Annotated in this window: 21 protein-coding genes; 9 read left to right on the forward strand and 12 right to left on the reverse strand. The window is 66.1% G+C overall.

Annotation, left to right across the window (positions count from 1 at the left end):
• Positions 1–38: 38 nt before the first annotated feature.
• The 3 genes from IB228_RS08835 to oleC all read right to left on the reverse strand — a co-directional run bounded on the left by IB228_RS08835 (position 39) and on the right by oleC (position 2,915).
• Positions 39–197: a DUF1328 domain-containing protein gene (locus tag IB228_RS08835; RefSeq protein ID WP_141454537.1), complete on the reverse strand. Its 159-nt coding sequence runs from the start codon at positions 195–197 to the stop codon at positions 39–41.
• A gap of 61 nt (positions 198–258) precedes the next feature.
• On the reverse strand, positions 259–1,272 hold the full coding sequence (oleD, locus tag IB228_RS08840; RefSeq protein WP_192198139.1) for a 2-alkyl-3-oxoalkanoate reductase: 1,014 nt from the start codon (positions 1,270–1,272) through the stop codon (positions 259–261).
• Positions 1,269–2,915, reverse strand: coding sequence for an olefin beta-lactone synthetase (gene oleC, locus IB228_RS08845; RefSeq protein WP_192198140.1), 1,647 nt, complete (start codon positions 2,913–2,915; stop codon positions 1,269–1,271). Before oleC ends, oleD begins: the two co-directional genes overlap by 4 nt.
• A 100-nt stretch (positions 2,916–3,015) precedes the next feature.
• On the opposite strand from oleC, the gene IB228_RS08850 reads away from it, so the two are divergent.
• Complete coding sequence (locus tag IB228_RS08850; RefSeq protein WP_183640309.1) at positions 3,016–3,447, forward strand: YkgJ family cysteine cluster protein; 432 nt, start codon at positions 3,016–3,018, stop codon at positions 3,445–3,447.
• A gap of 26 nt (positions 3,448–3,473) precedes the next feature.
• Here IB228_RS08850 and IB228_RS08855 read toward each other — a convergent pair whose 3' ends face one another.
• The 4 genes from IB228_RS08855 to IB228_RS08870 form a co-directional block, all read right to left on the reverse strand.
• Positions 3,474–4,367 (reverse strand): alpha/beta fold hydrolase, encoded by an 894-nt coding sequence (locus tag IB228_RS08855; RefSeq protein WP_192198141.1) that lies wholly within the window; start codon positions 4,365–4,367, stop codon positions 3,474–3,476.
• A gap of 66 nt (positions 4,368–4,433) precedes the next feature.
• Positions 4,434–5,450: a 3-oxoacyl-ACP synthase III gene (locus IB228_RS08860; protein WP_183640303.1), complete on the reverse strand. Its 1,017-nt coding sequence runs from the start codon at positions 5,448–5,450 to the stop codon at positions 4,434–4,436.
• 312 nt (positions 5,451–5,762) lie between these two features.
• Positions 5,763–6,077 (reverse strand): DUF4156 domain-containing protein, encoded by a 315-nt coding sequence (locus tag IB228_RS08865; protein ID WP_183640300.1) that lies wholly within the window; start codon positions 6,075–6,077, stop codon positions 5,763–5,765.
• Between the two features lie 143 nt (positions 6,078–6,220).
• Positions 6,221–9,100, reverse strand: a complete 2,880-nt coding sequence (locus tag IB228_RS08870; RefSeq protein WP_192198142.1) for a pitrilysin family protein — start codon at positions 9,098–9,100, stop codon at positions 6,221–6,223.
• Positions 9,101–9,214: 114 nt separating this feature from the next.
• Between IB228_RS08870 and IB228_RS08875 the strand changes: the two genes are divergently transcribed.
• From IB228_RS08875 to trmL, 3 genes are all read left to right on the forward strand, one after another.
• The gene (locus IB228_RS08875; RefSeq protein ID WP_192198143.1) at positions 9,215–9,919 is read left to right on the forward strand and encodes an SDR family oxidoreductase; all 705 of its coding nucleotides are present in this window, start codon (positions 9,215–9,217) and stop codon (positions 9,917–9,919) included.
• A gap of 420 nt (positions 9,920–10,339) precedes the next feature.
• Positions 10,340–10,732, forward strand: a complete 393-nt coding sequence (locus tag IB228_RS08880; RefSeq protein ID WP_183640293.1) for a hypothetical protein — start codon at positions 10,340–10,342, stop codon at positions 10,730–10,732.
• Between the two features lie 329 nt (positions 10,733–11,061).
• On the forward strand, positions 11,062–11,538 hold the full coding sequence (gene trmL / locus IB228_RS08885) for a tRNA (uridine(34)/cytosine(34)/5-carboxymethylaminomethyluridine(34)-2'-O)-methyltransferase TrmL (RefSeq protein ID WP_192198144.1): 477 nt from the start codon (positions 11,062–11,064) through the stop codon (positions 11,536–11,538).
• Positions 11,539–11,547: 9 nt separating this feature from the next.
• On the opposite strand, the gene IB228_RS08890 is transcribed toward trmL, so the two are convergent.
• The 5 genes from IB228_RS08890 to IB228_RS08910 are packed head-to-tail and all read right to left on the reverse strand — an operon-like array spanning position 11,548 to position 19,614.
• A complete protein-coding gene (locus IB228_RS08890) occupies positions 11,548–12,828 on the reverse strand; it encodes an FAD-dependent oxidoreductase (protein WP_192198145.1) in 1,281 nt (426 codons plus the stop codon).
• Positions 12,825–13,535 carry a M15 family metallopeptidase gene (locus IB228_RS08895; protein ID WP_192198376.1) on the reverse strand — a complete coding sequence of 237 codons (711 nt, stop codon included), beginning with the start codon at positions 13,533–13,535 and terminating at the stop codon, positions 12,825–12,827. The genes IB228_RS08890 and IB228_RS08895 overlap by 4 nt, the downstream gene beginning before the upstream one ends.
• 4 nt (positions 13,536–13,539) lie before the next feature.
• Positions 13,540–15,114 carry a serine hydrolase gene (locus IB228_RS08900; protein ID WP_192198146.1) on the reverse strand — a complete coding sequence of 525 codons (1,575 nt, stop codon included), beginning with the start codon at positions 15,112–15,114 and terminating at the stop codon, positions 13,540–13,542.
• A 45-nt stretch (positions 15,115–15,159) separates the two neighbouring features.
• A complete protein-coding gene (locus IB228_RS08905; protein WP_192198147.1) occupies positions 15,160–18,141 on the reverse strand; it encodes a TonB-dependent receptor in 2,982 nt (993 codons plus the stop codon).
• Positions 18,142–18,183: 42 nt separating this feature from the next.
• Positions 18,184–19,614, reverse strand: coding sequence for a transglutaminase-like domain-containing protein (locus IB228_RS08910; protein WP_192198148.1), 1,431 nt, complete (start codon positions 19,612–19,614; stop codon positions 18,184–18,186).
• A 376-nt stretch (positions 19,615–19,990) separates the two neighbouring features.
• On the opposite strand from IB228_RS08910, the gene IB228_RS08915 reads away from it, so the two are divergent.
• Genes IB228_RS08915 through IB228_RS08935 form a run of 5 tightly spaced genes read left to right on the forward strand, consistent with a single transcriptional unit; the run spans position 19,991 to position 25,507 of the window.
• Positions 19,991–21,385: an SH3 domain-containing protein gene (locus IB228_RS08915; protein WP_192198149.1), complete on the forward strand. Its 1,395-nt coding sequence runs from the start codon at positions 19,991–19,993 to the stop codon at positions 21,383–21,385.
• Positions 21,386–21,392: 7 nt separating this feature from the next.
• Positions 21,393–22,490, forward strand: a complete 1,098-nt coding sequence (locus IB228_RS08920) for a dipeptide epimerase (RefSeq protein WP_192198150.1) — start codon at positions 21,393–21,395, stop codon at positions 22,488–22,490.
• 41 nt (positions 22,491–22,531) lie between these two features.
• Positions 22,532–23,395, forward strand: coding sequence for a MurR/RpiR family transcriptional regulator (locus tag IB228_RS08925; protein ID WP_183640259.1), 864 nt, complete (start codon positions 22,532–22,534; stop codon positions 23,393–23,395).
• Between the two features lie 19 nt (positions 23,396–23,414).
• Positions 23,415–24,215 (forward strand): hypothetical protein, encoded by an 801-nt coding sequence (locus tag IB228_RS08930; protein WP_225562362.1) that lies wholly within the window; start codon positions 23,415–23,417, stop codon positions 24,213–24,215.
• Positions 24,212–25,507: an APC family permease gene (locus IB228_RS08935; RefSeq protein WP_192198151.1), complete on the forward strand. Its 1,296-nt coding sequence runs from the start codon at positions 24,212–24,214 to the stop codon at positions 25,505–25,507. Before IB228_RS08930 ends, IB228_RS08935 begins: the two co-directional genes overlap by 4 nt.
• The last annotated feature ends 6 nt before the right edge of the window (positions 25,508–25,513 follow it).

Genomic DNA, 25,513 nt, shown 5'->3' on the forward strand with positions numbered 1-25,513 from the left:
CCATACGCCCGCGCCCGGCCGCGCGCGGGACCGGCGTGCTACACGCTGCGGCCGCGGAACAGGGAGATGATGGCCAGGATCAGGAAGACGACGAACAGGATCCAGGCGATATTGCTGGCGGCGCCGGCGATACCGCTGAAACCCAGCACCGCCGCAATCAGGGCGATAACGAAGAAGATGACGGCATAGCGCAGCATGGGATCTCCTGAAACACGGGCGCGCTCCATTCGGCGCACGTCCATGCTGGAGTCCGCGGAGTCACGGAGAAGTGATGGCGGCGTTGTCGCGGAGTGATGACTTCAGCCGGGTGATGCCTTCGTTAAAAGACACCCTCGGCACATAGCCGAAGTCCTCGCGCGCGGGCGTCATGTCGTACCAGTGGGTGGTGCTGAGCTGCTCGGCCAGGAAGCGGGTCATCGGTGGTTCGCCCTTCAGCGGCAGCACCGTCCACAGTGCTTCGCAGACCCCGCCGATGCGGTAGGCGGCCTTGAACGACAGGTGCCTGTCCACGCCCGGCGCGCCCGCCGCGGCGAGCAGGGTGTTGAGCAGTTCACCCATCGGCTTGGGTTCGCCATTGGAAATGAAGTAGGCCTTGCCGGCGCAGCGTGCACCCGGCGCCAGGTGTTCGAAGGCATCGAAATGCGCCTGCGCGGCGTTGTCGATGTAGGTGGTGTCCACCCGGTTGCTGCCGTCGCCGACGATGCGCAGGCGCCCGGATTTCGCGCGTTCCACCAACCGCGGCAGGATCTGCTGATCGCCCGGCCCCCAGATCAGCCGCGGGCGCAGCGCCACCGTCGCCAGCGCCGGACCGTTCGCCGCCAGCACCGCCTTCTCGGCGATCAGCTTGGTGGTGGCGTAGGGTGCCTTGAAGCCTTCGCCATACGGCACGCTGTCGGCGGTGCCGCCTTCGACCGGATGGGTGGCGCGATGGGTCACGCTGGGTGTGGAGGTGTAGACCAGCCGGCCGATGCCATGATGGCGGCAGGCGGCCAGCACGTTCTCGGTGCCGACCACGTTGGCCTGGTGATAGAGCCGGTAGGCGCCCCAGGCACCGGCCTTGGCAGCGTTGTGGAAGATCGCGTCGACGCCGGCGGCCGCGTGCATCACCGCGTGCGCATCGGCCAGATCGCCCTGCACCTGGCCCACCCCCAGCGCGGCCAGTGCGGGATAGTGGCCTCGGTTGAAGCTGATGACGTGGTGGCCGCGTTCGACCAGCCCCCGGCACAGGGCCTGGCCGAGGAATCCACCGCCGCCGGTGACCAGGATCTTCATGCGCGCTGCTCCAGCTGCTGGGTCGCCCAGACCGCCAGTTTCTCGCGGCCGATCTTGGCGTTGTGGCGGATGTCCACCGGGAAGCCCGGATGGCAGAGGAAGGTCTCGATGCCCGCCGTGTGCGGATGGCGCTGCGCGAGCGTGCGCAGATCGGCGGCCACGACGTCGCGGCGCATCGCCGCGACTTCCGGCAGCAGTTCGAAACACAGCACCGGTCGCTGGCGTCCCGGTTCGCCCACGCCGACCAGCGCGGTGCGACGCACGTCCGGGTGGGTGTTGAAAATCGGTTCGGCCTGTTCGGTGTAGCGCGGTCCCTGGGCGGTTTCCACCCGCTGGGTCTTGCGGCCGCAGAACCACAGCCGGCCCTCGCCGTCGAAATAGCCGACATCGCCCATGCGATGGACGATGCGTTCGCCGCCATCGCCCAGGCGCTCGCGGATCTTGGCATTCCGGGTGGCGGCGTCGCGGTTGAAGTAGGTGTCGGTGGCGGTCGGACCGGCGACGGTGATCTCGCCCACTTCACCTGTGGGCAACACCCGCGCCGCGTCCCAGTCGGCGACGACGCCATCGTCGATGCCGATGATGCGCACCTGGTTGGGCGGCACCGGCCGGCCCACGCAGGTGCCGGCGCCAGCCTCGGTGGCCTCGCGCGTGGCTTCCAGCTCGCGCCCTTCGATGACCGCCACCGGCAGGCATTCGGTCGCGCCGTAGGGTGTCCAGAACTGCGCGTCGTCCGGCAGCAACGCGCGCATGCGCGCCACCGTGTCCGGCGGCACCGGCGCGCCCGCGGAGGTCACCCGGCGCACCGTCGGCAAGGGCTGGCCATGGTCGGCGAGCACCTTCATCAACGCCGGCGAACCGAACAGCTGGGTCACGCCGAACCGCGCGATCGCCGCGTGCAGTTTTTCCGGATCGGCATTGGCCGGCCGGGTCGGATCCATGTCCGGGATGATCGAGGTCAGGCCCAGCGCCGGATCGAACAGCGCGAACGGCGGGAAGGTCGGCAGGTCCACGCCGCCGGGCTGCATCGCGAAGGCCTCGCGCAGCAGTTCGATCTGGGCGACGAAATGGCGATGGCGGTACACCACGCCCTTGGGCACGCCGGTCGAGCCGCTGGTGAACAGGATGCCGGCCACGTCGTCGGGCGCGGTCGCCGCCAATTGCGGACCGGCGCCCCGCCCCGCGCGTTCCAGCCGGGCCAGGGTGGTGCCGCCCCAGCCCCAGCGCGTGCCGACGGTGACGATCCGGCGCGCGCTTCGCGCCCAGCCCAGCAGCAGGCGCGCGAGCTGGGCGAGCGGGATGCCGATGAAGGCTTCCGGCGCCGCCTCGTCCAGGCATTGCTTCAGCGCGCGCTTGTCGATGCCCGGATCCACCAGCACCGGCACCGCGCCGGCCTTGAACAGGGCGAACATCAGCAGGAAGAACTCCGGCGTGGGCCGGACCATGACCACGCTGCGGGTGCCGCGGCCGATGCCGTGGCGGCCCAGGCCGGCGGCGAGGGCATCGCTGCGGGCATCCAGTTGGGCATAGGTGAGTTCGGTGGCATAGCGGCCATCGCGGCCCGGGCAGCGCATCGCGACGCGGTCGGGCTGCTCGCGCGCCAGCCGCGGCAGGGAGGCGGCGATGTTGCAGGGTTCGGTCATCCGCCCATTGTCGCCGCTGGACGGTACTTGCGTCAGCCGAGAGAGGCCTCACAATTCCGCACCCCCTGCCCCCTCCTCGCGCACCGCCCGAGCCTTTCCCATGCATCCCTGCCTGACCTGCGGCGCCTGCTGCGCCTATTTCCGCGTCAGTTTCCACTGGAGCGAAACCGACCCGGCCCTCGGCGGCCCCGTGCCGTCCGAACTGACCGAGCCGTTCGACCCGCATCGCGTGGTCATGCGGGGCACCTGGGAGCAGAAGCCACGCTGCGTGGCGCTGGACGCGGAGATCGGCGTACGTTCGCGCTGCAGCATCCATCCGCAGCGACCGACCGTCTGCCGCGATGTGCCGGCGTCATGGGAATTCGGCGAAGCCAGTCCGCAGTGCGACAAGGCCCGCATCGCCTGGGGCCTGCCGGCGCTGACTGCGGCGGACTGGCGCTGGCGCGACGGCGCGGCCAACGACGACGACAGCAATCCGGACGATCACGACAACGATCCCTCGACGCCGCTGCCGCCGATACGGGCGGCCTGAGGCGGACAGCGGCGCGTAGCCGGCGCTCAGCCGGCCAGCGGGTGCCGTTCCAGGAAGTCGCGGATCAGCGGCACCAGCTCGGCCGCCTTGTCTTCCAGCACGTAATGGCCGGCGTCGTCCCAGACGTGCGCCTCCGCCCGCGGCAGCGCCGCGCGAAAGCCGGCCAGGAAATGCTGGTCGAACACGAAATCCTTCAGGCCCCAACCCAGCAGCGCGGGCCGGTCGGCGAACTCCGGCAGGCGCCGGCCGGCTTCTTCCAGCAACGCCCAGGCCTTGTCGCCGGGACCAAGCGGAATGTCCTGCATGAAGCGGACCGTGGAAATGCGGTTGGCCCAACTGTCGTAGGGCGAGACATAGGCGCGGCGCACCTCGGCCGGCATCTTCTTCTCAACGCCCAGGTAGGACGCGCCGCCGGAGAAGGCGTTGAACGCGCGGATGATGAACGCGCCGAATTTCCAGTCGCGGCCCAGCGCGATCTGCCAGGGCATCGGCTTGGCCTTGGGCAGCGGGAAGGCCGCGGTGTTGGTGATCACCAGCCGCTTGACCTGATCCGCGTGCGAGAGGGCCCAGCCGAAACCGATCATGCCGCCCCAGTCGTGCACGGCCAGCGTCACCGGACCGGTAACGCCCAGGTGATCCAGCAGCGACGCCACATCGTCCACGCGCGATTGCAGGGTGTAGTCGTAGCGCTCGTCGGACGGCTTGTCGGACAGGCCCATGCCGATGTGGTCCGGCACGATGCAGCGGTAGCGATCGCTGAGCCCCGACACCAGATTCCGCCAGTAATAGCTCCACGACGGATTGCCGTGCAGCATCACCACCACCTCGCCATCGCGCGGGCCTTCGTCCAGATAGCTCATGGACAGGCCGGGACGGACTTCGAAGCGCTGGGGAGTGAAGGGGTAGCCGGGAAGATTCATCGCACGGTGCCGCGGTAAACAAAAGGGCCGGCGAACCGGCCCTCGGGAAAGGTCAGTGGGCCGGTGTTACCAGACCACTTCGGCCATCGAGCAGTTCAGCCCGGAACCGATGCCCAGCAGGGCGATGCGATCGCCCTTCTTCAGCCGGCCCAGTTCCTTCAGCTTGCTCAACACGATGGGCACGCTGGCCGGGCCGATGTTGCCGTGCTCGCCGAAGATGGTCAGCACCTTCTTCGGATCGATGCCGAACGCCTTGATGAAGGCGGCGGTGTGCACCTGGCTGACCTGGTGGATGACGAACTGATCCAGTTCGTCCACCGCCCAGCCCAGCGCTTGCTTGGCGGCGATGAAGGTCTTCTGCGCCAGCTTGATGCCCTCGATCAGCAGCATGCGGGTGTCGGTGACCATGCGGTCCAGGTTGCCGCGGCAGAGCTTGTTCCACTCGGTCGCCGAACGGGTCACGCCGCCCTTGTAGCGCGGCGCTTCCGGCACCAGCTCGGCGCGCGCCATCACCATCGCGGCGGCGCCGCAGCCCAGGGTCAGGGTAGCGAGCTCGTTGCGGAACTGTTCCTCGGTGATGTCCGGCGCGACCATCCGCTCAAGGGTCTTCTTGTAGGCCAGGTTGGCGGTCTCGCCGTCCACGACCAGGGCGTAGTCGATCTCGCCGCGCTCGAGCATGCGGGCGGCGATGTCCATGCCGTTGATGAAGGCCAGGCAGGCGTTGGCGACGTCGAAGTTCTGGCAGTTCTCGCTCAGGCCCAGGTTGCCGGACACGATGCTGGCGGTGGACGGCTCCAGGTAGTCGCGGCTGACCGAGGTGTTGACCAGCAGGCCGATGCGATCGGCGGACACGCCGGCGTCGTCCAGCGCCTTCCTCGCCGCCAGCGTCGCCACGTCGGACGCCTGCTGCTCGTCGTCCCACAGGCGGCGTGCGTGGATGCCGGCGATGTCGCCGAGCACATCCGTGCGGATGCCCAGGCGCTCAAGCGTGGGCTTGAGCTGCTCGTTGATTTCCTTGGAAGTCAGCGTGTGCGGCGCATCAACGTGCGCCAGTCCCGCGATGGAGACGTTCTTGAAGAGCATCGAAAGTAGCGCCAAGGCTCAGGCCGAAGGGGGCGACAAGGTTACCGGCTTCCGGACTTCACCGCATCTTTATGCAGGTTCTGACAGTAGGCCGAACGGGCAATTTACGTGATGATTATCACATTTTCCGTACGCTGCCGTTTGGGCGGGCCGCGCCAAGGGTGGCAGCAGCCCCATTCCGACCCGCCGACCGGCACTGCAGGTGCCGGGGCGGCCCTTGCCGGAGCGGGCATCGGCGATGGCCACCGGCGGCTTCATCCGGATGCCGCGCAGCGCCGGCGGCACGGCAAACCGTTGTTCCTTTCAGGAACTTCAGCGTCCGCAGCGATACGCCGCGAAGCGCTGTTCGCCATTGGCGGGGTCGCCCAGCGGCTGGATGGTGTCGGCCTGGATGCCCGGTGCCTCGTTGCGCGCCAGGGTTTCCAGCTCATCGCGCACGCGCAGGTTGTTGCGTTCGTAGAAGGCCACCTTGTCCTTGACCGAGACCGAGACCTCGCCCTGCTTCTGGCAGTTGGCGGGGGCGGCGCCGGCCGCGACGACCCGGATCCCCTTGGCGTTCGGCGCCAGCGGCACCCAGGTGCAGGCCGCCAGGGTGGTGACGGCGGCGAGGAGAATGAAAGTGCGCATGGATTCGCCTCTGTGCGGGAACGGCGGGCATTCTCGCCCAGCCGGGATGAATCATGGGTGGCTTCCGCCGCACGGGCGGCGGAAGCGTGCGGAACATCCTGCAACCACGCGCCCCTCCCCAGGAGGAAGGGGCGCGAAGGAGCTTACTTCCTGGCGGCCGTCACCGGCTTGCCATCGGCATCGAGCACGGTGACCTCGCCGATCTTCAGATCCCGGATCGGCTGCTGGATCTTGGCCAGATCGCCGACCACCACGTAGGTCAGCGCGTTGGGTTCCAGGGTCTTCGCCGCCGCGGTCACGTCCTTGGAGGCGATCGCCTCGTTGCGCGCCTTGTAGGTCAGGATGTAGTCGTCCGGACGGCCGTAGCGCAGGTTGCTGGTCACCTGGCCCATCACCGCGGCCGCGGTTTCATAGGCACCCGGCAGCTCCAGCGTGTTGCTGGCGCGGATCTTGGTGACTTCGGCGTCGGAGGCCGGCGCCTCGCCGGTGGCGAAACGGGTGATCTCGGCCTTCAGTTCCTTCACCGAATCCACGGTCTTGTCGCTCTGCACCGCCGCCTGCGCGAACCACGGACGCTGGCCCAGGGTGTTGGTGGCGCCGCTGTAGGAACCATAAGCCCAGTGCTTGTCCTCGCGCAGGTTCATGTTGAGGCGCGAGCTGAACTGGCCGCCGAGCACGCCGTTGGCGAAGTCGAAATCGATCGTGCCCTTGTCGCCGGTCGGCGGAATCAACTGGCCGACATAGATGTTGGACTGGATCGCGCCGGGCTGGTCGATCAGGAACACGCGCGGCGCGCCCGGCTTGGCCACGGCCGGCACCGCCGGCAGCGCCGGCGCGTTGGGCGCGGTCTTCCAGTCACCCAGGCGGGCGTCCAGCAGCGGCACGATCTGGGCCAGGGTGGTGTCGCCCACCACGATCACGCGGGCCTTGTCCGGCTGCAGCCAGTCGCGCTGGAACGCGACCAGATCATCGCGGGTCAGCGACGCGATCGATGCCTCGGTGCCGCTGCCGGTGAACGGAATCGCGTACGGATGGCCCTGGCCGTACAGCAACGGCGGCATCACCCGCAGCGCGGCGGTCTGCGGACGCGCCTTCTCCTGCTTGATGCCGGCGATCCAGGTCGCGCGCACCCGCTCGAGTTCGCCCGCGTCGAAGGTCGGACGACGCAGCACGTCGGCCAGCAGATCCAGCGATTCGGGCAGCTTGTCGCTCAGCGCCGACAGGCCGACCGAGGCGCTGTCCAGGCCGGCGCCGGTGGTCAACTCGGCGCCCAGCGCCTCCTTGCGTGCGGCGAACTGCAGCGCGCTGTAGTCGCCCGCGCCCTCGTCCAGCATCTGCATGGTGAAGCTGGCGGTGCCGAGCTTCTTGCCCACGTCCGCGGTGTAGCCGCCGGGGAACTGCACCGACAGTTGCACGACCGGCGTTTCATGGCGCTCGGCCAGCACGACTTCCATGCCGTTGGACAGCTTGGCGCGGTGCAGGGCCGGGAACTTCAGATCCGGGAACGAAGTGGTCTTGGGCACGCCCTGGCTGCGATCGACGTCGGTCTTGACCGTCTTGAACTTCGGATCCACCGCCGGGATTTCCGCCGGCCGGGTCGCCGGTGCGGCCAGCACGGTTTCCGGCAGCGAGGACAGCGGCTTGTCGCTGGGCTGCACCACCAGCGTGTGCGAACCCGCGCCCAGCCATTTGCGCGCGGCGGCCTGGATGCTGGCCGGGGTGGCCTTCATCAATTCATCGAGTTCGTCGCGGTAGCAATCCGGCTTGCCCTGGTAGACCGTGCAGGAGGCCAGCACGTCGGACTTGCCGCCGAATCCGCCGATGCGCTCGATGCCGCGCACGAAACCGGCGCGGCTGTAGGTGCGCGCCTGCTCGACTTCGGCGGCGGTCGGGCCTTCGCTGATCAGGCGCTGGATTTCCTCGTCCAGCACCTTCTCGACCTTGGCCGGATCCACGCCATCCTTGACGGTGGCGCTGACGATGAAGGTACCGGCAATCTCGCTCATCCACGGCGAGGTGCTGACCTGGTCGGCGATCTTGTCGCCATGCACCAGCCGGGCATCCAGGCGCGAGGAAGCGCTGCCGCCGAGGATCTGCGAGAACAACTCCAGCTGGGTCGCGTCCGGCGTGCCCATTTCGGCGACCGGCCAGGCGCGATAGATGCGTACCTGCGGCACGCGATCGGGCACCGTCTCGCGGGTGTCCTGCGCGCGCTTGGGAATGTTGGACTTCATGTCGGCCAGCGTCGCGCTGGCCGGGATGTCGCCAAAGTAGCGGGTGACCTTTTCCTTGGCGGTCTTCAGGTCGATGTCGCCGGCCAGCACCAGCACCGCGTTGTTCGGGCCGTACCAGCTGCGGAACCAGGTTTTCACGTCGTCCAGGGTGGCGGCGTCCAGATCCGCCATCGAGCCGATGGTCTGCCAGCTGTAGGGGTGACCCGGCGGATACAGGGCCTCGAAGATCTTGGTGTAGATGCGGCGACCGTAGGGCTGGTTCTCGCCCTGGCGCTTCTCGTTCTGGACCACGCCACGCTGCTCGTCCAGCGCCTTCTGGTCGATCGCGCCGAGCAGGTGGCCCATGCGGTCCGATTCCATCCACAGCGCCATGTCGAGCGCGGTGGTCGGCACGTTCTGGAAGTAGTTGGTGCGGTCCTGGTTGGTGGTGCCGTTCTGATCGGTGGCGCCGACCAGCTCGAAGGGCTCGAAGAACTCGCCCTTGTGGTTCTCGCTGCCCTGGAACATCAGGTGTTCGAACAGGTGGGCGAAGCCGGTGCGGCCGGGCTGCTCGTTCTTGCTGCCGACGTGGTACCAGACGTTGACCGCGACGATCGGCGCCTTGCGATCGGTGTGCACGATCACCCGCAGGCCGTTGGGCAGGGTGAACTCCTCGTAGGGGATGACGATGTCGGTGCCGGCCGGTTTGGCCTGGGCCAGGGCGGGGACCGGCGCGTAGGCCAGGCCGCCAAGGGCGGTGCCGAGGGCGACGGCAAGCAGCGCGGCGCGCGGCCGACGGGATGCGATCATCGTGTGACTCCTTGTATACAGGTACGGGATTCCCCAAGAACCCCGGATGCTAACCCGGTCGCGGGGGCCATACACTAGGCCTCATGGCACGTGCCCCTCAAAGCGAGGTGTCTCATGGATCGTCGCCACTGCCTGGTCACCGGCGCCAATCGCGGGCTGGGGCTGGAGTTCGTCCGCCAGTTGCTGGCCCGCGGCGACCATGTCATCGCCGCCTGCCGCCATCCCGGCAAGGCGAATGCGCTCAACCTGCTGGCTGGGGAGCACCCCGGCCGCCTGCAGGTACTGCCGCTGGATCTGGCCGAGCCGCGCACGCATGCCGCACTCGCCAACGAAATCGCCCTGGTGACCGACGAGCAGCCGCTGGATCTGCTGATCAACAATGCCGGCGTCCTGCGTGGCGGCGAGCGCTTCGGTCAGGTCCATGCTTCGGATCTGGAAACCAGCTTCCGCACCAATGCCGCCGGCCCGTTCCTGCTGACCCAGACGTTGGCCCCGCAATTGGCCGACGGCGCGACCGTGGCCAACATTTCCTCGGAAGTCGGTTCCATCGCGCTGCGGCAGGAATTCCGCACGCCCAGCTACGCGATGGGCAAGGCCGCGCAGAACATGGCGACCTCGCTGCTGGCCCAGGCGCTGGCGGCGCGGGGCATCACGGTGGTCGCGCTGCACCCGGGCTGGGTCCGCACCGACATGGGCGGTGCGCAGGCCGCGCTTTCCGCGCAGGAATCGGTCGCCGGCCTGCTGCACGTGATCCATCAACTGTCGCCCGGGCAATCCGGCGGCTTCTTCGACTGGCAGGGCCAGCCGCTGCCGTGGTGAACGTGCCCTGATGAATGTGCCCGGGTGAACCTGTGCCAACGGAACCGGCCCCAGCGCAACCGTTTCCGCCTAAACGGCATCCAAACCAGCAAGTCCCGGAAATGACCGGATGACGGTGGGAAGGGCGTGTTGGAGGTCACATCCCGCCGCCAGGCACGTCCTGATAACCAGAAAACGGACGGCGCCACCCGGACACTGGCCGGACACGGACACGAAGAAAGAAACGAATTTCCTTTTGAATCAATAATTTGCAGTTGGCACGAGTCCTGCTTTACTTCAACTGCGAACAGCAGCAACCCAAGCAATCCTGACTAAACGCTGAACAAAGGAACTCCAAACACAAGTTCCGCTTGATCTGTCTGATTAGGTGTACTACCTTACTACCACACCACCCCACAACATCACTACAGAGGCAAAACAATGAACACCAAGACCCTGCTCCCGCTGACCGCCGCCGCCGTGTTCGCGCTGTGTGCCGGTTCCATGGTCCTGTCGGCCAACAGCTACGCCGACAACAACCTCCAGGCGCAGTCCGCCACTCCGGCCAGCACCCACGTGGTCGACCTGCCGGCCGTGACCGTCAAGCCCGAAGCCGCCGACCTGGCGCACTACCTGACCTACAAGGATGCGAAGGTGGTGAACCTGCCGGCCGTGACCGTGACGCCTGATGCGCGCGACCTGGCGTACTACCTGGCCACCCAGACCGCCAGCATCGTCGACATGCCGACCATCACCGTGCGCCCGTCGGCGGAAGATCTGCAGCAGTTCGCCGTGCAGGCGGGTGTACTGGCCCAGCAGCTGGCCGCGCGCTGATTACCGGATTGATTCACGCAACCGCTTCAAGCTTCCACCTGCTTCATCGCTCCATCCTCCGGTAAAGCGCGTTCCAGCCGCTGCAGTACCCGCACTTCCGCCGCGCACCGTCCCGCGACGCGCGCGCAGGCCGCACCACCGAAGCCGTCGATTCCCGTTGAATCCGGCCACGAAGATTTCCACGATCCCCCGGTCGCCAGGACAAGGAAGCCGCATCCCGCGATGCGGCTTCCCTCCAAAGCATGACAGGCACCCACCGGATCGCGGCCGGCTCCCTTCCGCTCGCCGCATCCATGGGAACCTTCCGGTCCGGCCCGTAGAATCCGCGCATGACCGCGCTTTCCCTCGATGTCCTGCTCTACCAGCCGGAAATTCCTCCCAACACCGGCAATGTCATCCGCCTGTGCGCCAACACCGGTGCGCGACTGCACCTGATCCGGCCGCTGGGTTTCGATCTGGACGATCGGCAGTTGCGCCGCGCCGGCCTGGATTACCACGAATACGCCAACCTGCAGGTCCACGATTCGCTCGACGCCGCATTGGCCGCGCTCGCGCCGGCGCGACTGTTCGCATTGAGCACCCGCGGCACGGTCCGGTTCGACCAGCCCCGCTATCAGCCGGGCGACGCGTTCCTGTTCGGTCCGGAGACCCGCGGACTGCCGCAGGACGTGTTGGACGCGCTACCGGCCGAACACCGCCTGCGCCTGCCGATGCGTCCGGACAACCGCAGCCTGAATCTGTCCAACACGGTCGCGGTAATGGTGTTCGAAGCCTGGCGCCAGCAGGGATTTCCGGGCGGTGCCTGATTCGGTGATTCAGTGGCGCGCGTACGATCCGAAACGCGCCAGGCGGTAGGGCGCCAGCGCAATCGCATTCACCTCGCCCGTCATCATCCGCGCCATCAATTGGCCGCTGATCGGTCCCTGGGTCAATCCCAGGTGGCCGTGTCCGGTGGCGATGAAGATGCGCTCGTCATCCACGCGGTCCAGGATGGGCAGCGAATCCGGCGTGCAGGGCCGCAGTCCGGACCAATCCGAGGTGGGTTCTCCGACCAATGCCGGAAACAACCGACGCGCCTGCGGCGCCAGGCCGTGGATCAGGGCCGGGCGAGGCGGACGCCCCGGCGCGGTCATCTCCTTGAATCCGGTGACCCGCACGCCAGAGCGCATCGGCGACACCACCATGTAGCGTTCCGCCCACAGCGTGGGACGGCGCACGCCCACATCCTGTCGCGGATAGGTGGCGTGGTAACCGCGCGCGGCCGCCAATGGCAGGCGCAAGCCGAACGTCTGCAGCAGCGTCCCGCTCCACGCGCCGGCGGCGACCACGACCTGATCGGCATGGAGGTCACCGCCCGAGGTACGCACGCGGTAGCCCGCGCCTTCCCGCTCGATGGCCCGTGCGCTGGCGATCAGGATGTCGGCACCGCGGGCGCTCAGCCAGTTGAACAATCGGCGACAGAACTCGCCTGGCTCGCGCACGAACAGCGAATCGCGTTGCAGGACACCATGGCGCACGAAATCGGCCAGGCCAGGTTCGAGCGCACGCAGTTGCGCGGCGTCCAGCACATCGAACGTGACACCGTGCCGCTGCATGTGGGCGCGCCCGCCGGCGGCGCGCTCGAACGTCGCATCCTCGCTGTAGACATGCAGGTAACCCGTATGGCCGACCAGATCCGTCGCGCCGATGGCTTCGGCCAGATCCAGCCACGCGCCACGCGCGCCCTGGTTGAGTGCCTGGGTCGCGTCGATGATCGCCGGCAGTTGTTGCGCGCGGCCCGCCCGCAGGAACCGCCATAGCCAGCCGGCGTAGTGTGGCCACGCACCCGCGTCGAGCTTGAAGGGCGCCAGTGGATCGCCCAGCCCGCGCAGCGCTGGCCCAAGCATGCCGGGCATCGATTGCGGCATCAGGTTGCCGACCGATACCGCACCGGCGTTGCCATGGGAGGCATCGCCCGCCGGTCCGCGCGGATCGATGAGCAGGCAGGACAGGCCGCGGCGCTGCAACTGGAATGCCACCGACAGGCCAACGATGCCGCACCCGATCACCGCGACGTCGATGACGCGCGGCGGGGGCCGCCAGGAATCGGAACTCATTGCACCGGTATGTCGTAGGCGGTGGTGGGCGTGGGTTCCGGCTGGAAGGTGTAGTGCCACCATTCCAGCGGGTAATTGCGGAAACCGCGCCGCTCCATTGCCGCACGCAGGCGCTGGCGGTTGGCTTTCTGCTCACCATCGATGCGCGGGTCGTCGGTGTTGGCCAGGGTATCGAAGCGATCGAATCCGGTCCCCATGTCCAGCAACTCGCAGCGCGCGCCGTCGCACCGTTCCAGGCCCAGATCCACCGTGGCGCCGCGGCTGTGGCCGGAACTCTCGGCGATGTAGCCATCCAGCAGCTTCGACTTGTCCAGGTTCGGATAGAAGCGCGCCTTGGTACGCTGATCCGCCGGATCCCGCGCCCAGCGCACGAAATCCTTCACCGCGCGCACCGGCCTGTAGCAATCGAACAGGCGCAGGCGATAGCCGTCGGCGGCCAGATCCGTCGCCACCTGTTGCAGCGCTTCGGCCGCCGGCCGCAGCAGATAGCACTTCGGCGCCTGGTAACCGTCCACGGTCCGGCCAACGAAGTTGTCGTCACCTGCATAGCGGATTTCCAGGGTCGCCAGCGGGATCCGCTCGCCCACGTCGACCAGATCGACCTGGTCGAAGCGCGTCGCCGTCGACACCGTCACCTCGCCGGCCCGGGCGGAAGCCACGCCCGCGATCACCAGCAGGCCCACACACAACGACTTGCCGAGACGCATCATGTCAATCGCATCCGCCGGTCCGCTGGAAATCCAGGTCCGCATAGTCATAGCTGAAATCGGCGTCAGGATCGACGTGGGACAGGGTCATGCGTGGCGGCGTCCCCGCCGTGGCAGGATGAAACGCCAGCCAGGGCTCGGCGTCGACGCTGTCATCGTCCCAGTCCACCAGCCAACGGTCACCGACCTTCATCACCCGGCCCGCCAGCATCGGCGAACGCGCCGACTGGAATCTCACACCGTCGTCCTTCATGCACAGGGCTACTTCGCCGAACCACGGATCACGGTATCGCCCCGTCTGTCCCGCCAGTTCCGTTCCGGTCGCGGGTCGACGCGCGGAGGTGTCCGGTTTGCGTTTCTGCGCCGGTATCGCCGCGTCCTCGCGCGCGATGGCCTCGGCGTAGTGGGCCACCGACACCTTCTGCGTGGGTGCGGTGTAGTGCTTGGTCAATACTTCGCCCAACACGGAGCGGGCGTCCTCGCCTTCGCCATTGATCAGGATGACGATGCCGACTTTCCTGTCCGGCAGCAGGATGACCGAGGAATACATGCCGGCCAGCGTGCCGGTGTGTGCGACCTTCCAGACGCCGTCGACATCGGACAGGCGCCAGCCATAGCCGTAGGCGGAGAAGTGGCTGTTGTCCCACTCCCGCATCCGCGCGGAAACCGGCATCGGCATGTGCGCCGTCCACACCGCGCGGCGCTGTTCGGCGCCGAGCCAGGCCGGCTGCCGTTCCGGCGACAGCCACATGCGCATCCAGGTCAGCATGTCGTTGAGGCTGCAGCGGATGCCGCCGGCGGCCATCGAGGTGATGTCGGGAACGATGGCGCCGTCTTCGCGAATCGGCACATTGCCCGCGGCGGTGCGCATATGCGGCTGGGCGACGTTGCCAACCTTTTCGCGGTTCCACTCGCCGACCTGGCAGCGGGTCATTCCCAGTGGTTCGAAAAGCTCCTTCCGCACCAGAACATCATAAGGCGCACCGCCCGCCGCCGCCGCCACTTCGCCAGCGACCACGTACAGCAGATTGTCGTATGCATAGTGCGAACGGAAGCCGTGGGTCGGCTTGAGATGTTGCAGCCCGGCGACGATGTCCTGACGGGTGAAGTCATTGGGCTCCGGCCACAGCATCAAATCCCCGGCGCCAAGACCCAGGCCGCTGTTGTGGATCAGCAGATCCCGCACCTGCATGTTCCGCGTCACCCACGGATCGTTCATGCGGAACTGCGGCAGGTACTTGGTGACCGGATCGTTCCATTCCAGCTTTCCCTGATCGACCAACCGGGCCAGCACGGCGGCGGTCATGGCCTTGGTGTTGGACGCGATCTTGAAGAGGGTGTCGGGGTTGATGTGCTGGCCAGTACCCACGGCCAGTTCGCCTTCGGTGCGCTGGTAGACGACCTCGCCGTCTTCGATTATCGCCACTGCCATGCCAGGCAACGCATAGCGCGCATAGGTGTCCGAAAAGGCATGCTCGAACAGGTCGGAAGCCTTCGTGGTCGAACACAAGAAAAGGCCCGCCAGCACCAGGTAGGGAAGCGAGCGAAGCTTCCGGTTGTGAGATGGGAATATGGCCATCGGGCATGCGGCCGGCCCGCGATCGCGGGCCGGCCGGCTCCTTCGTCAGTAGCTCAGCGAAACGGTCAACTGGCCATAGCGAGGAGATTGCAGGAAGCGTTCCTTGCCGAAGAAAGGATCCCGATCGCCAATGCCGGGTTCGAGCTCTTGGTAGACCCAAATCGGCTGCTGCTTGTTGAATACATTGAAAAACGCCAGCTTAGCCTTGAACTTGGCTGCTCCGAAAGATCGTTCGTAGGCTACGTTTGCTCCCACATCGAATGTCCACGGCATGCGGCCCGCTCCACCACGCGGCGAATACTGGTAGACCCGGTCCTGCGACACCTCCGAATCACAATTCGCCACACAGATGTAGTAGCTGTGATAGGGGGTGGCGTCATACGGATTTCCCACACCGAATGCGGTGATTGGACCACCGGAACGGGCATCCAGAGTAGCGCCTACCTGCCAGTAGTCATTCAATGCGTAGACACCACGCAGTTTGATCTGGTGGCGATGATCATTGGCCAATGGTCCGTAGCCTCCAAAGTTCACCCAGGGATCATCAAAGTTTTCGGTACGACCGGTATCACCGAAGTTGGTGTCTGTGTTGACCGGCCCTTCTGCATTGCCCTGGCTCCAGGACATGGTGTACGACGCATTGAACGCCCACTTGCCATCCCACGCCCGATCGAACTGCAGCTCGAGTGCCTTGTAGGTGCGCTTGGGTTCCACCCAGCCGCGCTGGCCGAGGTAGTTGCCATCCGCATCGTACATGGCCCAGCCTTCACGCTTGGTATCCACCGTCACCCAACCATCGGCGTCGCCGTCACAGTTAGTATCTCCCCAGACGGTGACTTCCTTGCCGGGGTTCGCCATTACCCAACCGATGTAGCCATCTCCGCCGCACGCACCCGTCGCGGAGATCTCCATATCGTCGATGGCGTTGTTGAGGCGACGATACACACCGCGCAAGGCCCAGGACCAGGTTTCGCTGATCTGCTGCTGGAAACCCATGATCAGTTCGTCCTGGTACACCTGATCCATGTCACGGTCGACTTCTGCACGGAGATCGCCCACGGTGCCGTTGCCCTGTCCGTCATAGAAGCCAAACTGCGGGCCGAGGATCGGAACCGCGTACTGGCTGCCGCCCTGATCGCGGATTTCCCACCCATCGAAGCCATAATAAGTGCGCGCATCCAGCAATGCACCCGCCTGCTTGATGTTGATCACATTGGCAACCGGCAGGAAGTAGCGTCCGACATTGCCGAACAACTTGGTCGTCCCATCCCCCTTGACGTCGAACGAGAAGCCGAACCGCGGCGCCCACATGTTGTCCATCTTAATGTAACTGCGCCCTTCCGCGTCCTTGTTGTCGAAGGCTTCATTGCGGATTCCGAGATTCAGCATCAGGCGATCAGTGACCTGCCAGTTGTCCTCCAGATAGAACGCGGTATTGATGGTCTCGAAATTACCGGACACCGAATACTGGCGCGTGCGGACGTAGGCTGTATAGCCTGGCGGAACGACACCACCACCAGAGTTCGGAATGGTTGCCCCCGGCGTGGTGGTGTAGACGTTGTATTGAAGCCCACCGGGGCCGGGATAGTACTGATCGAGTTCGGAAACATTCTCCTCCCGGTCATATCCGAAGCGCAGCAGGTGATCACCCAGTTGCCATTCGAAGTCGGCGCGCATCTGCTTGCGGGTATCTCCGCGGTCATAGACCGAGGAGTTGGTGGTACACCCCACCGGCACGCCTGGATTCGGCACCCCTCCCGCCCGGGTCACGTAATTGCACGAGGCATCCAATGGCGACCCCTGCTTGCTTTGCCGCTCATTGCGGCCATACATCAGCTTCATCGAGAGGTCGTCTGTCAGGGAGGAAGACCAGGTCGCGGCCCAGTTGCGGCCACCGGTCTCCTCATAGATCTCGTTTATCTTTTCTCCCTTTCCATTCCCGTCGAAGTCGTAGTCATAGACCTCGCTGTCGACCCGATTCTGGTTGGAGAATGCCATCAGACTCAGTCGGTTCCGGTCGGTGATCTGCCAGTCGATGGTCGTACCCCAGAAACCGTCGTTGCCATCGCCTTCCGTGAGAGTGGCGCCGGCATCATCCGTGTTGACGGGTTCCTGCTTGCGGCCCTCGTACATGGCGAAGAAGAACAGGCGATCTTGGATGATGGGTCCCGATGCCCACACGTTGAGCTTGGTGGAATCAGACTTGTCGCGGCTGCGTGTCAGGTAGCGTTCGCCGTCAAAGTAACTGTCGCGTGCCGACGCCTGCCACTGTTCCGGCGTCCATACCAATTCCGCTCCATAATGGAACTCGTTGCCGCCAGACTTGGCTACCGCATTGACGACACCACCGGTGGTCCGGCCGAACTCTACGGAATAGCCCCCCGTCTTGACCTCGAACTGGTCGTAGAACGAGAACGGCGCTTCGGAGAATCCCACGCGATTGTAGAAATCGGTGACGTTCAGGCCGTTGACGTAGAAGGCGTTCTCCGCGACCGAGGACCCGCCGAATGAAATACCGCCAAAACCGGCATTGCCCTTGCCCACGCCCGGCGCGAGCAATGCCACCGACGCAACATCGCGGTCCACTGGCAGGCGGGACAACTCCTCCGCGCTGATATTCAGTGCGGACTCGGTCGATCGGACGTCCACGGGCGTGATGATGCGCGATCCAACCACCTGCACGGCAGCCATGTCGATGGCGCCTTCGTTATTCAGGTTGATGGTCGTCGCACTGCCCAGGTTGACGGAGATTTGCACGGGCTCCCCAACCGGCCGCCCGCCGCGGACGACCTGCAGAGAGTAATTTCCCACCGGCAATTGGGCGAGGCGATATTCACCGTTTTCGCCTGCAGTGACCGTTCGTGTCAGGCCGGTCGCGGTGTTGGTCACCGTGATCTGATCCCCGGCCGTGGTGCGGCCCACCACCGAACCATTCACGGCCTGCGCCATCACCATCGGCGCCATCGACGCGATGCACGTGCCCAGCGCGATACACAGCGCTGCTTTCTTCAAGGTCTTGCCATTCATCCCCGCTCTCTCCTGCTAGGTGTTGAAGTGATCCCGCCCGGTTTACTGGTCACTGCCCGCGATGGGCAGCATGGTCCATTCGAACTGGTAGTCCCATTGATCGAAATAGAGGTTGCCTCCGCGCCACTCGGCCTCGCCTCGCTGCGAATCCACCGTTTCCGAGCGGAAATGCTGCTTGGCCGGCACCAGCGGCTGCGAGAAGTCGTTGTTGAAGCTGATGCGGTAGGCGTCCAGGCCGCCGAAGTAGAAGTCGCGCAGGCCCGCGTCGTCGCTCTGCAACGCGCCGGTGGTGACGTCCATCGGTACCCAGCCATAGGGCGCCAGGTACATCCAGCCCCAGTCATGCATGTTGTCGTAGCCGACCTCCTCGTCCGAGTAGGTCCAGCCCGACTGCCAGCGCGCGGGGATGCCGTTGTAGCGCAGCAGCGTCATCAGCAGCAGGGTCTGCTGGCCGCAGTCGGCGTGATCCGAATGCAGGGCGTAGTCGCTGATGTTGGAAATGGTCGAGTATTCGCGCGCGCCGCCCCAGGGGATCCGGTCCACCGCGTCGAACAGCTTCCTGGCGATGCGGTAGGGGTTCTTCTCGTCTCCGACCACCTGTGCGGAGAAGCGCTTGATGTCGTCCGTGAATGCGATGTGCGGCCCGCGTTCGCCCAGGTAGGGCGCGAGTTCCGGTGTCGCGGCGGTCGCTACGACCTTTTCCGGATCGAGATCGAAGTGGCGCGCGTGGATGGTCAGTTCATAGCTGATGGAGAACCGCGTCGGCTGCCCGGCCCGTGCGGTCTGCTCCATATAGACGGTACGTTGCGGCGTGCCTTCGGGCGCGATCCGCGATTTCTCCGGCGTGCTGCCGATGAAACGGATGTGTTCCTGCTGTCCCGCAATCGCCTGCGGATATGGAATCCAGGCGCGCACCGTTTCGCCGGCCGGAACGGCATCCGGTTTCACCACCAGTGATTGGGTGACCCGCAAGCGGCGCGGCGCGATGCTGTTGGCACCAGTGGCGCGTGCCTGTTCCAGCGCCTCGCGATGATGCGGGTGCAGGCGTTCGAAGGGGCCCTCGGAGAACGGCTTGACCGGCGGCGCGCGACGCGCGGCGACGTCCGGATACAGGCGGAACAGGTTCGACACCGAGCGGCTGAAGTAGCGCTTCTCGCCGTCGATGGTGAGCCGCTCGATCCGGTTGGCCTGATCCCAGTTGGCGAATTCCTCCGGCTTCAGATCCGGAATCTGCTTGCGCAGCTGTGCCAGTACATCCGCTTCGGTGAGCCGGAAATCCAGCCGGATCCGGCGCATGCGCTCGCGTTCGTATTGCAGCGCGTCACGCTGTTCATCGTCCAGGCCGGGCTGGGCGAGCGCACGCGCGATGGCCTGTTCGGCCTCGGCGAAACGGCCCGCATCCACCTGGGCGACGATGGCCGGTGGCGCCGGCGGCGGCAATTCGCCGGCAGCGCTGGACGCGACGAGGGCCATCAGGAGTAATATCGGCCATGCAGTCGCACGCACGCGCACGGAACGCCCGGCACTCCGGTGCTCCCTTCGAATGGAACGGTTTCGCTGGCCCCCGCTGGCGTCCACGTCGATCACTTGCCCCTCAGCCGACTGGTCACCGTTGTGTAACACGACCGGAGAACCCGGTCAATAATTTATTCTTGAATCTTTCAGAAAAAGAAGTAAATATTCCTCGGAATCGACCCGGTCGTTTGCCGTCCGTGCAACACCAGGCCGTCGCATCCGTTCCGAGGGGAGGCAAATGAAACAAGACACCGGTGGTCCGGCCCGGCGACATGCCGCGCCAACATTCGCCTCGCGGGTTGCGCACCCGGCCTCCGGAATGCGGGGCCGTCGCATGCCTGGCCTGCTCCTTTCCGCCCTGTTGGTCCTGCCGGCGGGCGGATTGCTGGCCCGCGAACCGGCACCCGCGCTGCCGGTTCCCGCGCACGCCGTCATTGGAGTGGAGGACCGGCACCTGGATCCGCAGTACTGGATCGACAAGCTCGCGCAGCCGGATCGCGTCGTCCTGGAGCCGCGGGCGATCGCCGCCCAGAACGAGCGCCTGCACGAGCTGGACCGCTCGGTCCACGACATCGAGGAATTGCCCGCGCATTTCAGCGCCGAGGAATTGCGCGAATGGGTGGGCAAGCTGTCCAGCCCGCCCACCCGAACGCTGTATGACGCGAAGGGACAGCCGGTCGACAAGGCCGCGCTTGACGCCATCGTCGCCAATGCCGCGCTCGACTCGGTGCCGGCGCGGACCGACGTGCGCTACGCGCTGGTGGTCAGGCGCGCCGACCTGCGTACCTTCCCGACCCGGCTGCGGGTCTTCCGCGAGCCGGGCGACACGGACATCGATCGCTTCCAGGAAAGCGCGCTGTTCCCGGGCACGCCGGTGGTGGTCCTGCACGAAAGCCGCGATCGCCAGTGGTCGTTCGTGATCAGCCCGCTGTATGCGGCCTGGATTGAAAACGCCTACCTGGCCGAAGGCGCGCGCGAACAGGTGTTCGGCTACGCCCATCGCACGCCGACGCTGATCGTCACCGGTCCGACGGTGCATACGGTGCATACGCCGGAACAACCCGGCGTGTCCGAACTGCAACTGGACATGGGCGTGCGCGTGCCGCTGTTGAGTGACTGGCCGGCCGACAAGCCGGTGAATGGCCAGCATCCGTACACGTCCTGGGTCATCCAGCTGCCGGTGCGCGGCACGGACGGCAGACTGGAGCTGGTCCCGGCGCTGCTGCCGAAGAACGCCGACGTCGGCACCGAGTACCTTCCACTTACCCCGGCGCGACTGTTGCGGCAAGGTTTCAAGTTCCTCGGCGAACGCTACGGCTGGGGCCACTCCTACAACACCCGCGACTGCAGCGGCTTCGTGTCCGAGGTCTACCGCAGCTTCGGGGTGGAACTGCCGCGCAACACCAGCGACCAGGGCGTGAGCCCGGCGCTCAACCGCATCGCCTTCACCGACAAGGATGATCGCGAAGCGCGCATGAAGGTCATCCGCGATCTGCAGGTGGGCGATCTGATCTACATCCCTGGCCACGTGATGATGGTGATCGGCAAGGAGAACGGCCAGACCTACCTGATCCACGACACCACCGGCATCACCTACAAGGATGGCCGCGGCCAGCTGGTCCGCGCCTCGCTCAACGCCGTGTCGGTGACTCCGCTGGAGCCACTGCTGGCCGGTGGTGACAAGACCTTCATCGATCGCATCTACAGCATCCAGAGAATCCGCCCCTAAGGCCCCCATGAAAATCACCGACATCCAGTTCGGCATGCTGCGCGTGCCGCTGAAAACCGCCTTCAAGACGGCCCTGCGCACGGTCGATATGGTGGAGGACATCGTGGTCATCGTGCGCACCGATACCGGCCATGTCGGCTACGGCGAAGCGCCGGCCACCGCGGTGATCACAGGCGATACCCATGGTTCGATCATCGAGGCCATCGCGCGTTTCATCAAACCGCGCCTGATCGGCCAGGAAATCGCCAACCTCAACCACATCACCCACCTCATCCAGACCGCGCTGGAGCGCAACACCAGCGCCAAGGCCGCGGTCGAAATCGCCGTCTACGATCTGTTCGGCCAGCTGTATGGCGCGCCGCTCTACAAGATACTCGGCGGCGGCGATCCGGTGATCACCACGGACATCACCATCAGCGTCGACTACATCGACAAGATGGTGGCCGACTCGATCAACGCGGTCGAGCGTGGTTTCGAATCGCTGAAGATCAAGGTGGGCAAGGACATCGGCCTGGACATCGAGCGGGTCAAGGCAATCTATTCGGCGGTGGAAGGACGCGCGCTGCTGCGTCTGGACGCCAACCAGGGCTGGACCGCCAAGCAGGCGGTCTTCGCCATGCACAACCTGGAAGACGCCGGCGTGGTGCTCGAACTGCTGGAACAGCCGGTCAAGGCGCAGGACATCGATGGCCTGAAGTACGTCACCGACCGGGTACATACACCGGTGATGGCCGACGAGAGCGTGTTCGGCCCCACCGAGGTCATCGACCTGATCAAGATGCGCGCGGCCGACATCATCAACATCAAGCTGATGAAGACCGGCGGTATTTCCAACGCGGTGCGCATCGCCGACATCGCCTCGCTGTACGGCGTGGAATGCATGATCGGCTGCATGCTGGAAACCAGCATCAGCGTTGCCGCGGCGGTGCACCTGGCGGTCGCCAAATCGCAATCGATCACCAAAGTGGACCTGGACGGCCCCTCGCTGTGCCAGTTCAACCCGGTGGAGGGCGGGGTCATCTTCAACGAATCGGAGATCTCCATCACCGACGCGCCGGGGCTGGGCATCCAGACCATCCATGGCCTGGAACTGATTTCGGTCTGACCCCTGGACCGACCCGACACAGGATGGGATAAAGAGCGCACATGCCGCCCCTGGTCAAAATCCGATCCGAACGCGACCACATGTCGGCGATCGAACGCCGCATCGCCGACTTCATCCTCGAGAACGCCCACCTGCTGCGCGACTACTCCTCGCAGCAACTGGCCAGCGCGCTGGGCATCAGCCAGTCCAGCGTGGTGAAGTTCGCGCAGAAGTTCGGCTTCAAGGGTTATCCGGATCTCAAGTTCTCCATCGGCGAGGCCGTGGCCCGCAATGGCGGCGCGCCACAGCCGCGGCAGGCCGAAGACGCGGGCGACGCGGAAGGCGAAAACAGCGCCTACCAGCGCCTTGAAGCCGGCCTGCGCCGTGGCAAGGCCGCCGCCGAGGAAGAAACCCGGCTGCTCAATCCGCCAGCCAACATCGAACACATCGCCGGCCTGATCCATGGCGCGGGCAAGGTGTTCGTCTACGGCCTGGGCGACGACGGCCTGTTCGCGCGCGAATTCGCGATGCGCCTGTCGCTGCTGGGCGTGCTGACCGTGCACCATGCCGATCCCATCCTGATGATGGCCAACCTGTCGGCGGCCCGTCCCGGCGATGTGCTGCTGGTGTTCTCCGAGTTCGGCAAGCTGCCCACGCTCTCGCAGATCAGCCGGCAGTTCCAGGACGCCGAAGGCAAGGTGGTGTCGATCACCCGGCATACGTCCAACCCGCTGCGGGCGCATGCCGACACATCGCTGGTGGTATCGGCGCATGATTCCGCCCCACACGTCGAAGCGCTGCTCTATCGTTCCTCGCTGCAGTACCTGCTGGACGTGTTGTTCGTCCTGCTGTGCCACAACCACGACGACCGCCATCGGCAGTTGAACATCAATCTGGAAAGGATCCAGCACCTGCTGGATTCCTGATCCCCGTCCCGGAGCCGCCATGGCCTCTGTGTTCCGCTTCGCGCTGTCGAACCTCGTGCTGGCCACCGCCCTGGCGGCCAGCCTTCCGGCCCATGCGGCGTCCTCCCCGGCGACGGCGCAGGTGGCATCGGCCTGGCGGCAGGCGCAACAACTGATCCTGGTCGTAACGCCAGGCTGGGACGCCAGTGGCGGGAGGATGCAGACGTTCGAACGCCTCGGCGAGGGCTGGCGTGCCACGGAATCGCCGGTACCGGTCACCATCGGCCGCAGCGGTGCCGCGTGGGGACGTGGCCTGCATCCCGCGCAGGCGGACGGCCCGCAGAAACGGGAAGGCGACGGCAGGGCGCCAGCCGGCGTGTTCACCCTGGGCGAAGCCTTCGGCTATGCCGCCCAGCGCGACACCGGGCTAGCCTATGCGTCCATGCGCGCGTCGCATTACTGCATCGACGTGCCCGCCTCGCCGCTCTACAACCGCATCGTCGACCGCGACGCGGTCGGCGCGGCCGCGGTCGAAGGATCGACCGAACCGATGCGCCGCGACCTGCACGCCGATGGCGATGTCCGCTACAAGGAAGGCTTCGTGATCCAGCACAATCCCGACAACGTCAGTGGCGCCGGCAGTTGCATCTTCGCCCATCTGTGGAAGGCGTCCGACGAACCGACCGCAGGCTGCACCGCCATGGCCGAGCCGATGATGGATCGCCTGCTCGCCTGGCTGGATGACAAGCGGCATCCGGTGTTCGTGTTGCTGCCCGAGGCCGAGTACCGGCGCCTGCGCGCCGACTGGCAATTGCCCGCGATCACGGAGGCCGCCCCATGAGCGACGCCACCCCCAATCCCGGCTTCGTGCGCGCGGTCAGCCGCTGGCAGATCGTCGGACTATCGATCAATGACGTCATCGGCAGCGGCATCTATCTGCTGCCGGCCGCCACCGCGGTGCTGCTGGGTCCGGCCAGTGTATGGGCGGTGCTGCTGGCAGGCCTCGCGGTTGCCCTGCTCGTGCTGTGCTACGCGCAGGCAGCCAGCTATTTCGATCAGCCCGGCGGCAGCTACCTGTATGCGCGGGAAGCGTTCGGCCCGTTCGTCGGCTTCGAGATCGGCTGGATGGTCTGGCTGACCCGCATCGCCTCGGCCGCGGCGCTCAGCAACGGCCTGGCGGATGCGACCGCGCGGTTCTGGGCGCCAGCCGCGTCCGGTGGCGGACGCCTGGCGGTCGTGGTGGGCTCGCTGGGCCTGCTGACCCTGATCAACGTCATCGGCGTGAAGTCGGCCGCACGCACCGGCGTGGCGCTGGTCATCGGCAAGCTGCTCCCGCTGGCGCTGTTCATCCTCATCGGCGTGTTCTACGTCGATATCGATCTGCTTCGCAGCGGGGAACTGCCGCCGATGCGCAATCTGGGCGAGGCGGCATTGCTGTTGCTGTTCGCCTATGCCGGTTTCGAGAACATCCCCGCGGCGGCCGGCGAGTTCAAGAATCCGCGGCGCGATGTACCGTTTGCGCTGCTCACGATGATCGCCACCGTCACCCTGATCTATGCGGCGGTGCAACTGGTCGCGCAAGGCACCCTGGCGGGATTGGCCCTGTCGAAGACGCCGCTGGCGGATGCCGCCGCCAGTTTCAGCGGCGAGGGCCTGGCCCTGATCCTGACCGTCGGCGCGACCATTTCCATCCTCGGTACGAACAGCAACACCATGCTGTTCGGTCCCCGCGTGCTGTACTCGCTGGCGGAAGACGGCTTCGGCCCGCGCGCGCTCGCCAGCATCCACCCGCGCTTCCATACCCCCGCGGTGGCGATCGTGACCCAGGGCGTGCTCGCTCTGGCCCTGGCGCTGTCCGGCTCTTTCGTGCAGCTCGCGCTGCTGTCGGTGGTGGCACGCCTGTGTGCCTACATCGGCACCACACTGTCGGTGCTCGTGCTGCAGCGCCGCTACGCCGACCATCCAGGCGCGCTGAAGTTGCCCGGTGGCCCGCTGATTCCGCTGGCCGCGCTGATCCTGTCGCTCGGCCTGCTCGCCAGCGCCAACATCGGCAACCTGCTTGCCGCCGCGGTCGCATTGGTGATCGGTGCGGTGCTGTATCTGTTCCGGCGCAGGGTGCCGGCGAACGCCTGACGCGGT

This window comes from Pseudoxanthomonas sp. PXM04, from assembly GCF_014851695.1.
In the GTDB taxonomy this organism is placed as follows: domain Bacteria; phylum Pseudomonadota; class Gammaproteobacteria; order Xanthomonadales; family Xanthomonadaceae; genus Pseudoxanthomonas_A; species Pseudoxanthomonas_A beigongshangi.

Bases quoted from the DNA above. Each gene is read 5' to 3' on its own strand.
- IB228_RS08835 (WP_141454537.1), bottom strand. From the start codon at position 197: ATGCTGCGCTATGCCGTCATCTTCTTCGTTATCGCCCTGATTGCGGCG.
- oleD (WP_192198139.1), bottom strand. From the start codon at position 1,272: ATGAAGATCCTGGTCACCGGCGGCGGTGGATTCCTCGGCCAGGCCCTG.
- oleC (WP_192198140.1), bottom strand. From the start codon at position 2,915: ATGACCGAACCCTGCAACATCGCCGCCTCCCTGCCGCGGCTGGCGCGC.
- IB228_RS08850 (WP_183640309.1), top strand. From the start codon at position 3,016: ATGCATCCCTGCCTGACCTGCGGCGCCTGCTGCGCCTATTTCCGCGTC.
- IB228_RS08855 (WP_192198141.1), bottom strand. From the start codon at position 4,367: ATGAATCTTCCCGGCTACCCCTTCACTCCCCAGCGCTTCGAAGTCCGT.
- IB228_RS08860 (WP_183640303.1), bottom strand. From the start codon at position 5,450: ATGCTCTTCAAGAACGTCTCCATCGCGGGACTGGCGCACGTTGATGCG.
- IB228_RS08865 (WP_183640300.1), bottom strand. From the start codon at position 6,077: ATGCGCACTTTCATTCTCCTCGCCGCCGTCACCACCCTGGCGGCCTGC.
- IB228_RS08870 (WP_192198142.1), bottom strand. From the start codon at position 9,100: ATGATCGCATCCCGTCGGCCGCGCGCCGCGCTGCTTGCCGTCGCCCTC.
- IB228_RS08875 (WP_192198143.1), top strand. From the start codon at position 9,215: ATGGATCGTCGCCACTGCCTGGTCACCGGCGCCAATCGCGGGCTGGGG.
- IB228_RS08880 (WP_183640293.1), top strand. From the start codon at position 10,340: ATGAACACCAAGACCCTGCTCCCGCTGACCGCCGCCGCCGTGTTCGCG.
- trmL (WP_192198144.1), top strand. From the start codon at position 11,062: ATGACCGCGCTTTCCCTCGATGTCCTGCTCTACCAGCCGGAAATTCCT.
- IB228_RS08890 (WP_192198145.1), bottom strand. From the start codon at position 12,828: ATGAGTTCCGATTCCTGGCGGCCCCCGCCGCGCGTCATCGACGTCGCG.
- IB228_RS08895 (WP_192198376.1), bottom strand. From the start codon at position 13,535: ATGCGTCTCGGCAAGTCGTTGTGTGTGGGCCTGCTGGTGATCGCGGGC.
- IB228_RS08900 (WP_192198146.1), bottom strand. From the start codon at position 15,114: ATGGCCATATTCCCATCTCACAACCGGAAGCTTCGCTCGCTTCCCTAC.
- IB228_RS08905 (WP_192198147.1), bottom strand. From the start codon at position 18,141: ATGAATGGCAAGACCTTGAAGAAAGCAGCGCTGTGTATCGCGCTGGGC.
- IB228_RS08910 (WP_192198148.1), bottom strand. From the start codon at position 19,614: ATGGCCCTCGTCGCGTCCAGCGCTGCCGGCGAATTGCCGCCGCCGGCG.
- IB228_RS08915 (WP_192198149.1), top strand. From the start codon at position 19,991: ATGCCTGGCCTGCTCCTTTCCGCCCTGTTGGTCCTGCCGGCGGGCGGA.
- IB228_RS08920 (WP_192198150.1), top strand. From the start codon at position 21,393: ATGAAAATCACCGACATCCAGTTCGGCATGCTGCGCGTGCCGCTGAAA.
- IB228_RS08925 (WP_183640259.1), top strand. From the start codon at position 22,532: ATGCCGCCCCTGGTCAAAATCCGATCCGAACGCGACCACATGTCGGCG.
- IB228_RS08930 (WP_225562362.1), top strand. From the start codon at position 23,415: ATGGCCTCTGTGTTCCGCTTCGCGCTGTCGAACCTCGTGCTGGCCACC.
- IB228_RS08935 (WP_192198151.1), top strand. From the start codon at position 24,212: ATGAGCGACGCCACCCCCAATCCCGGCTTCGTGCGCGCGGTCAGCCGC.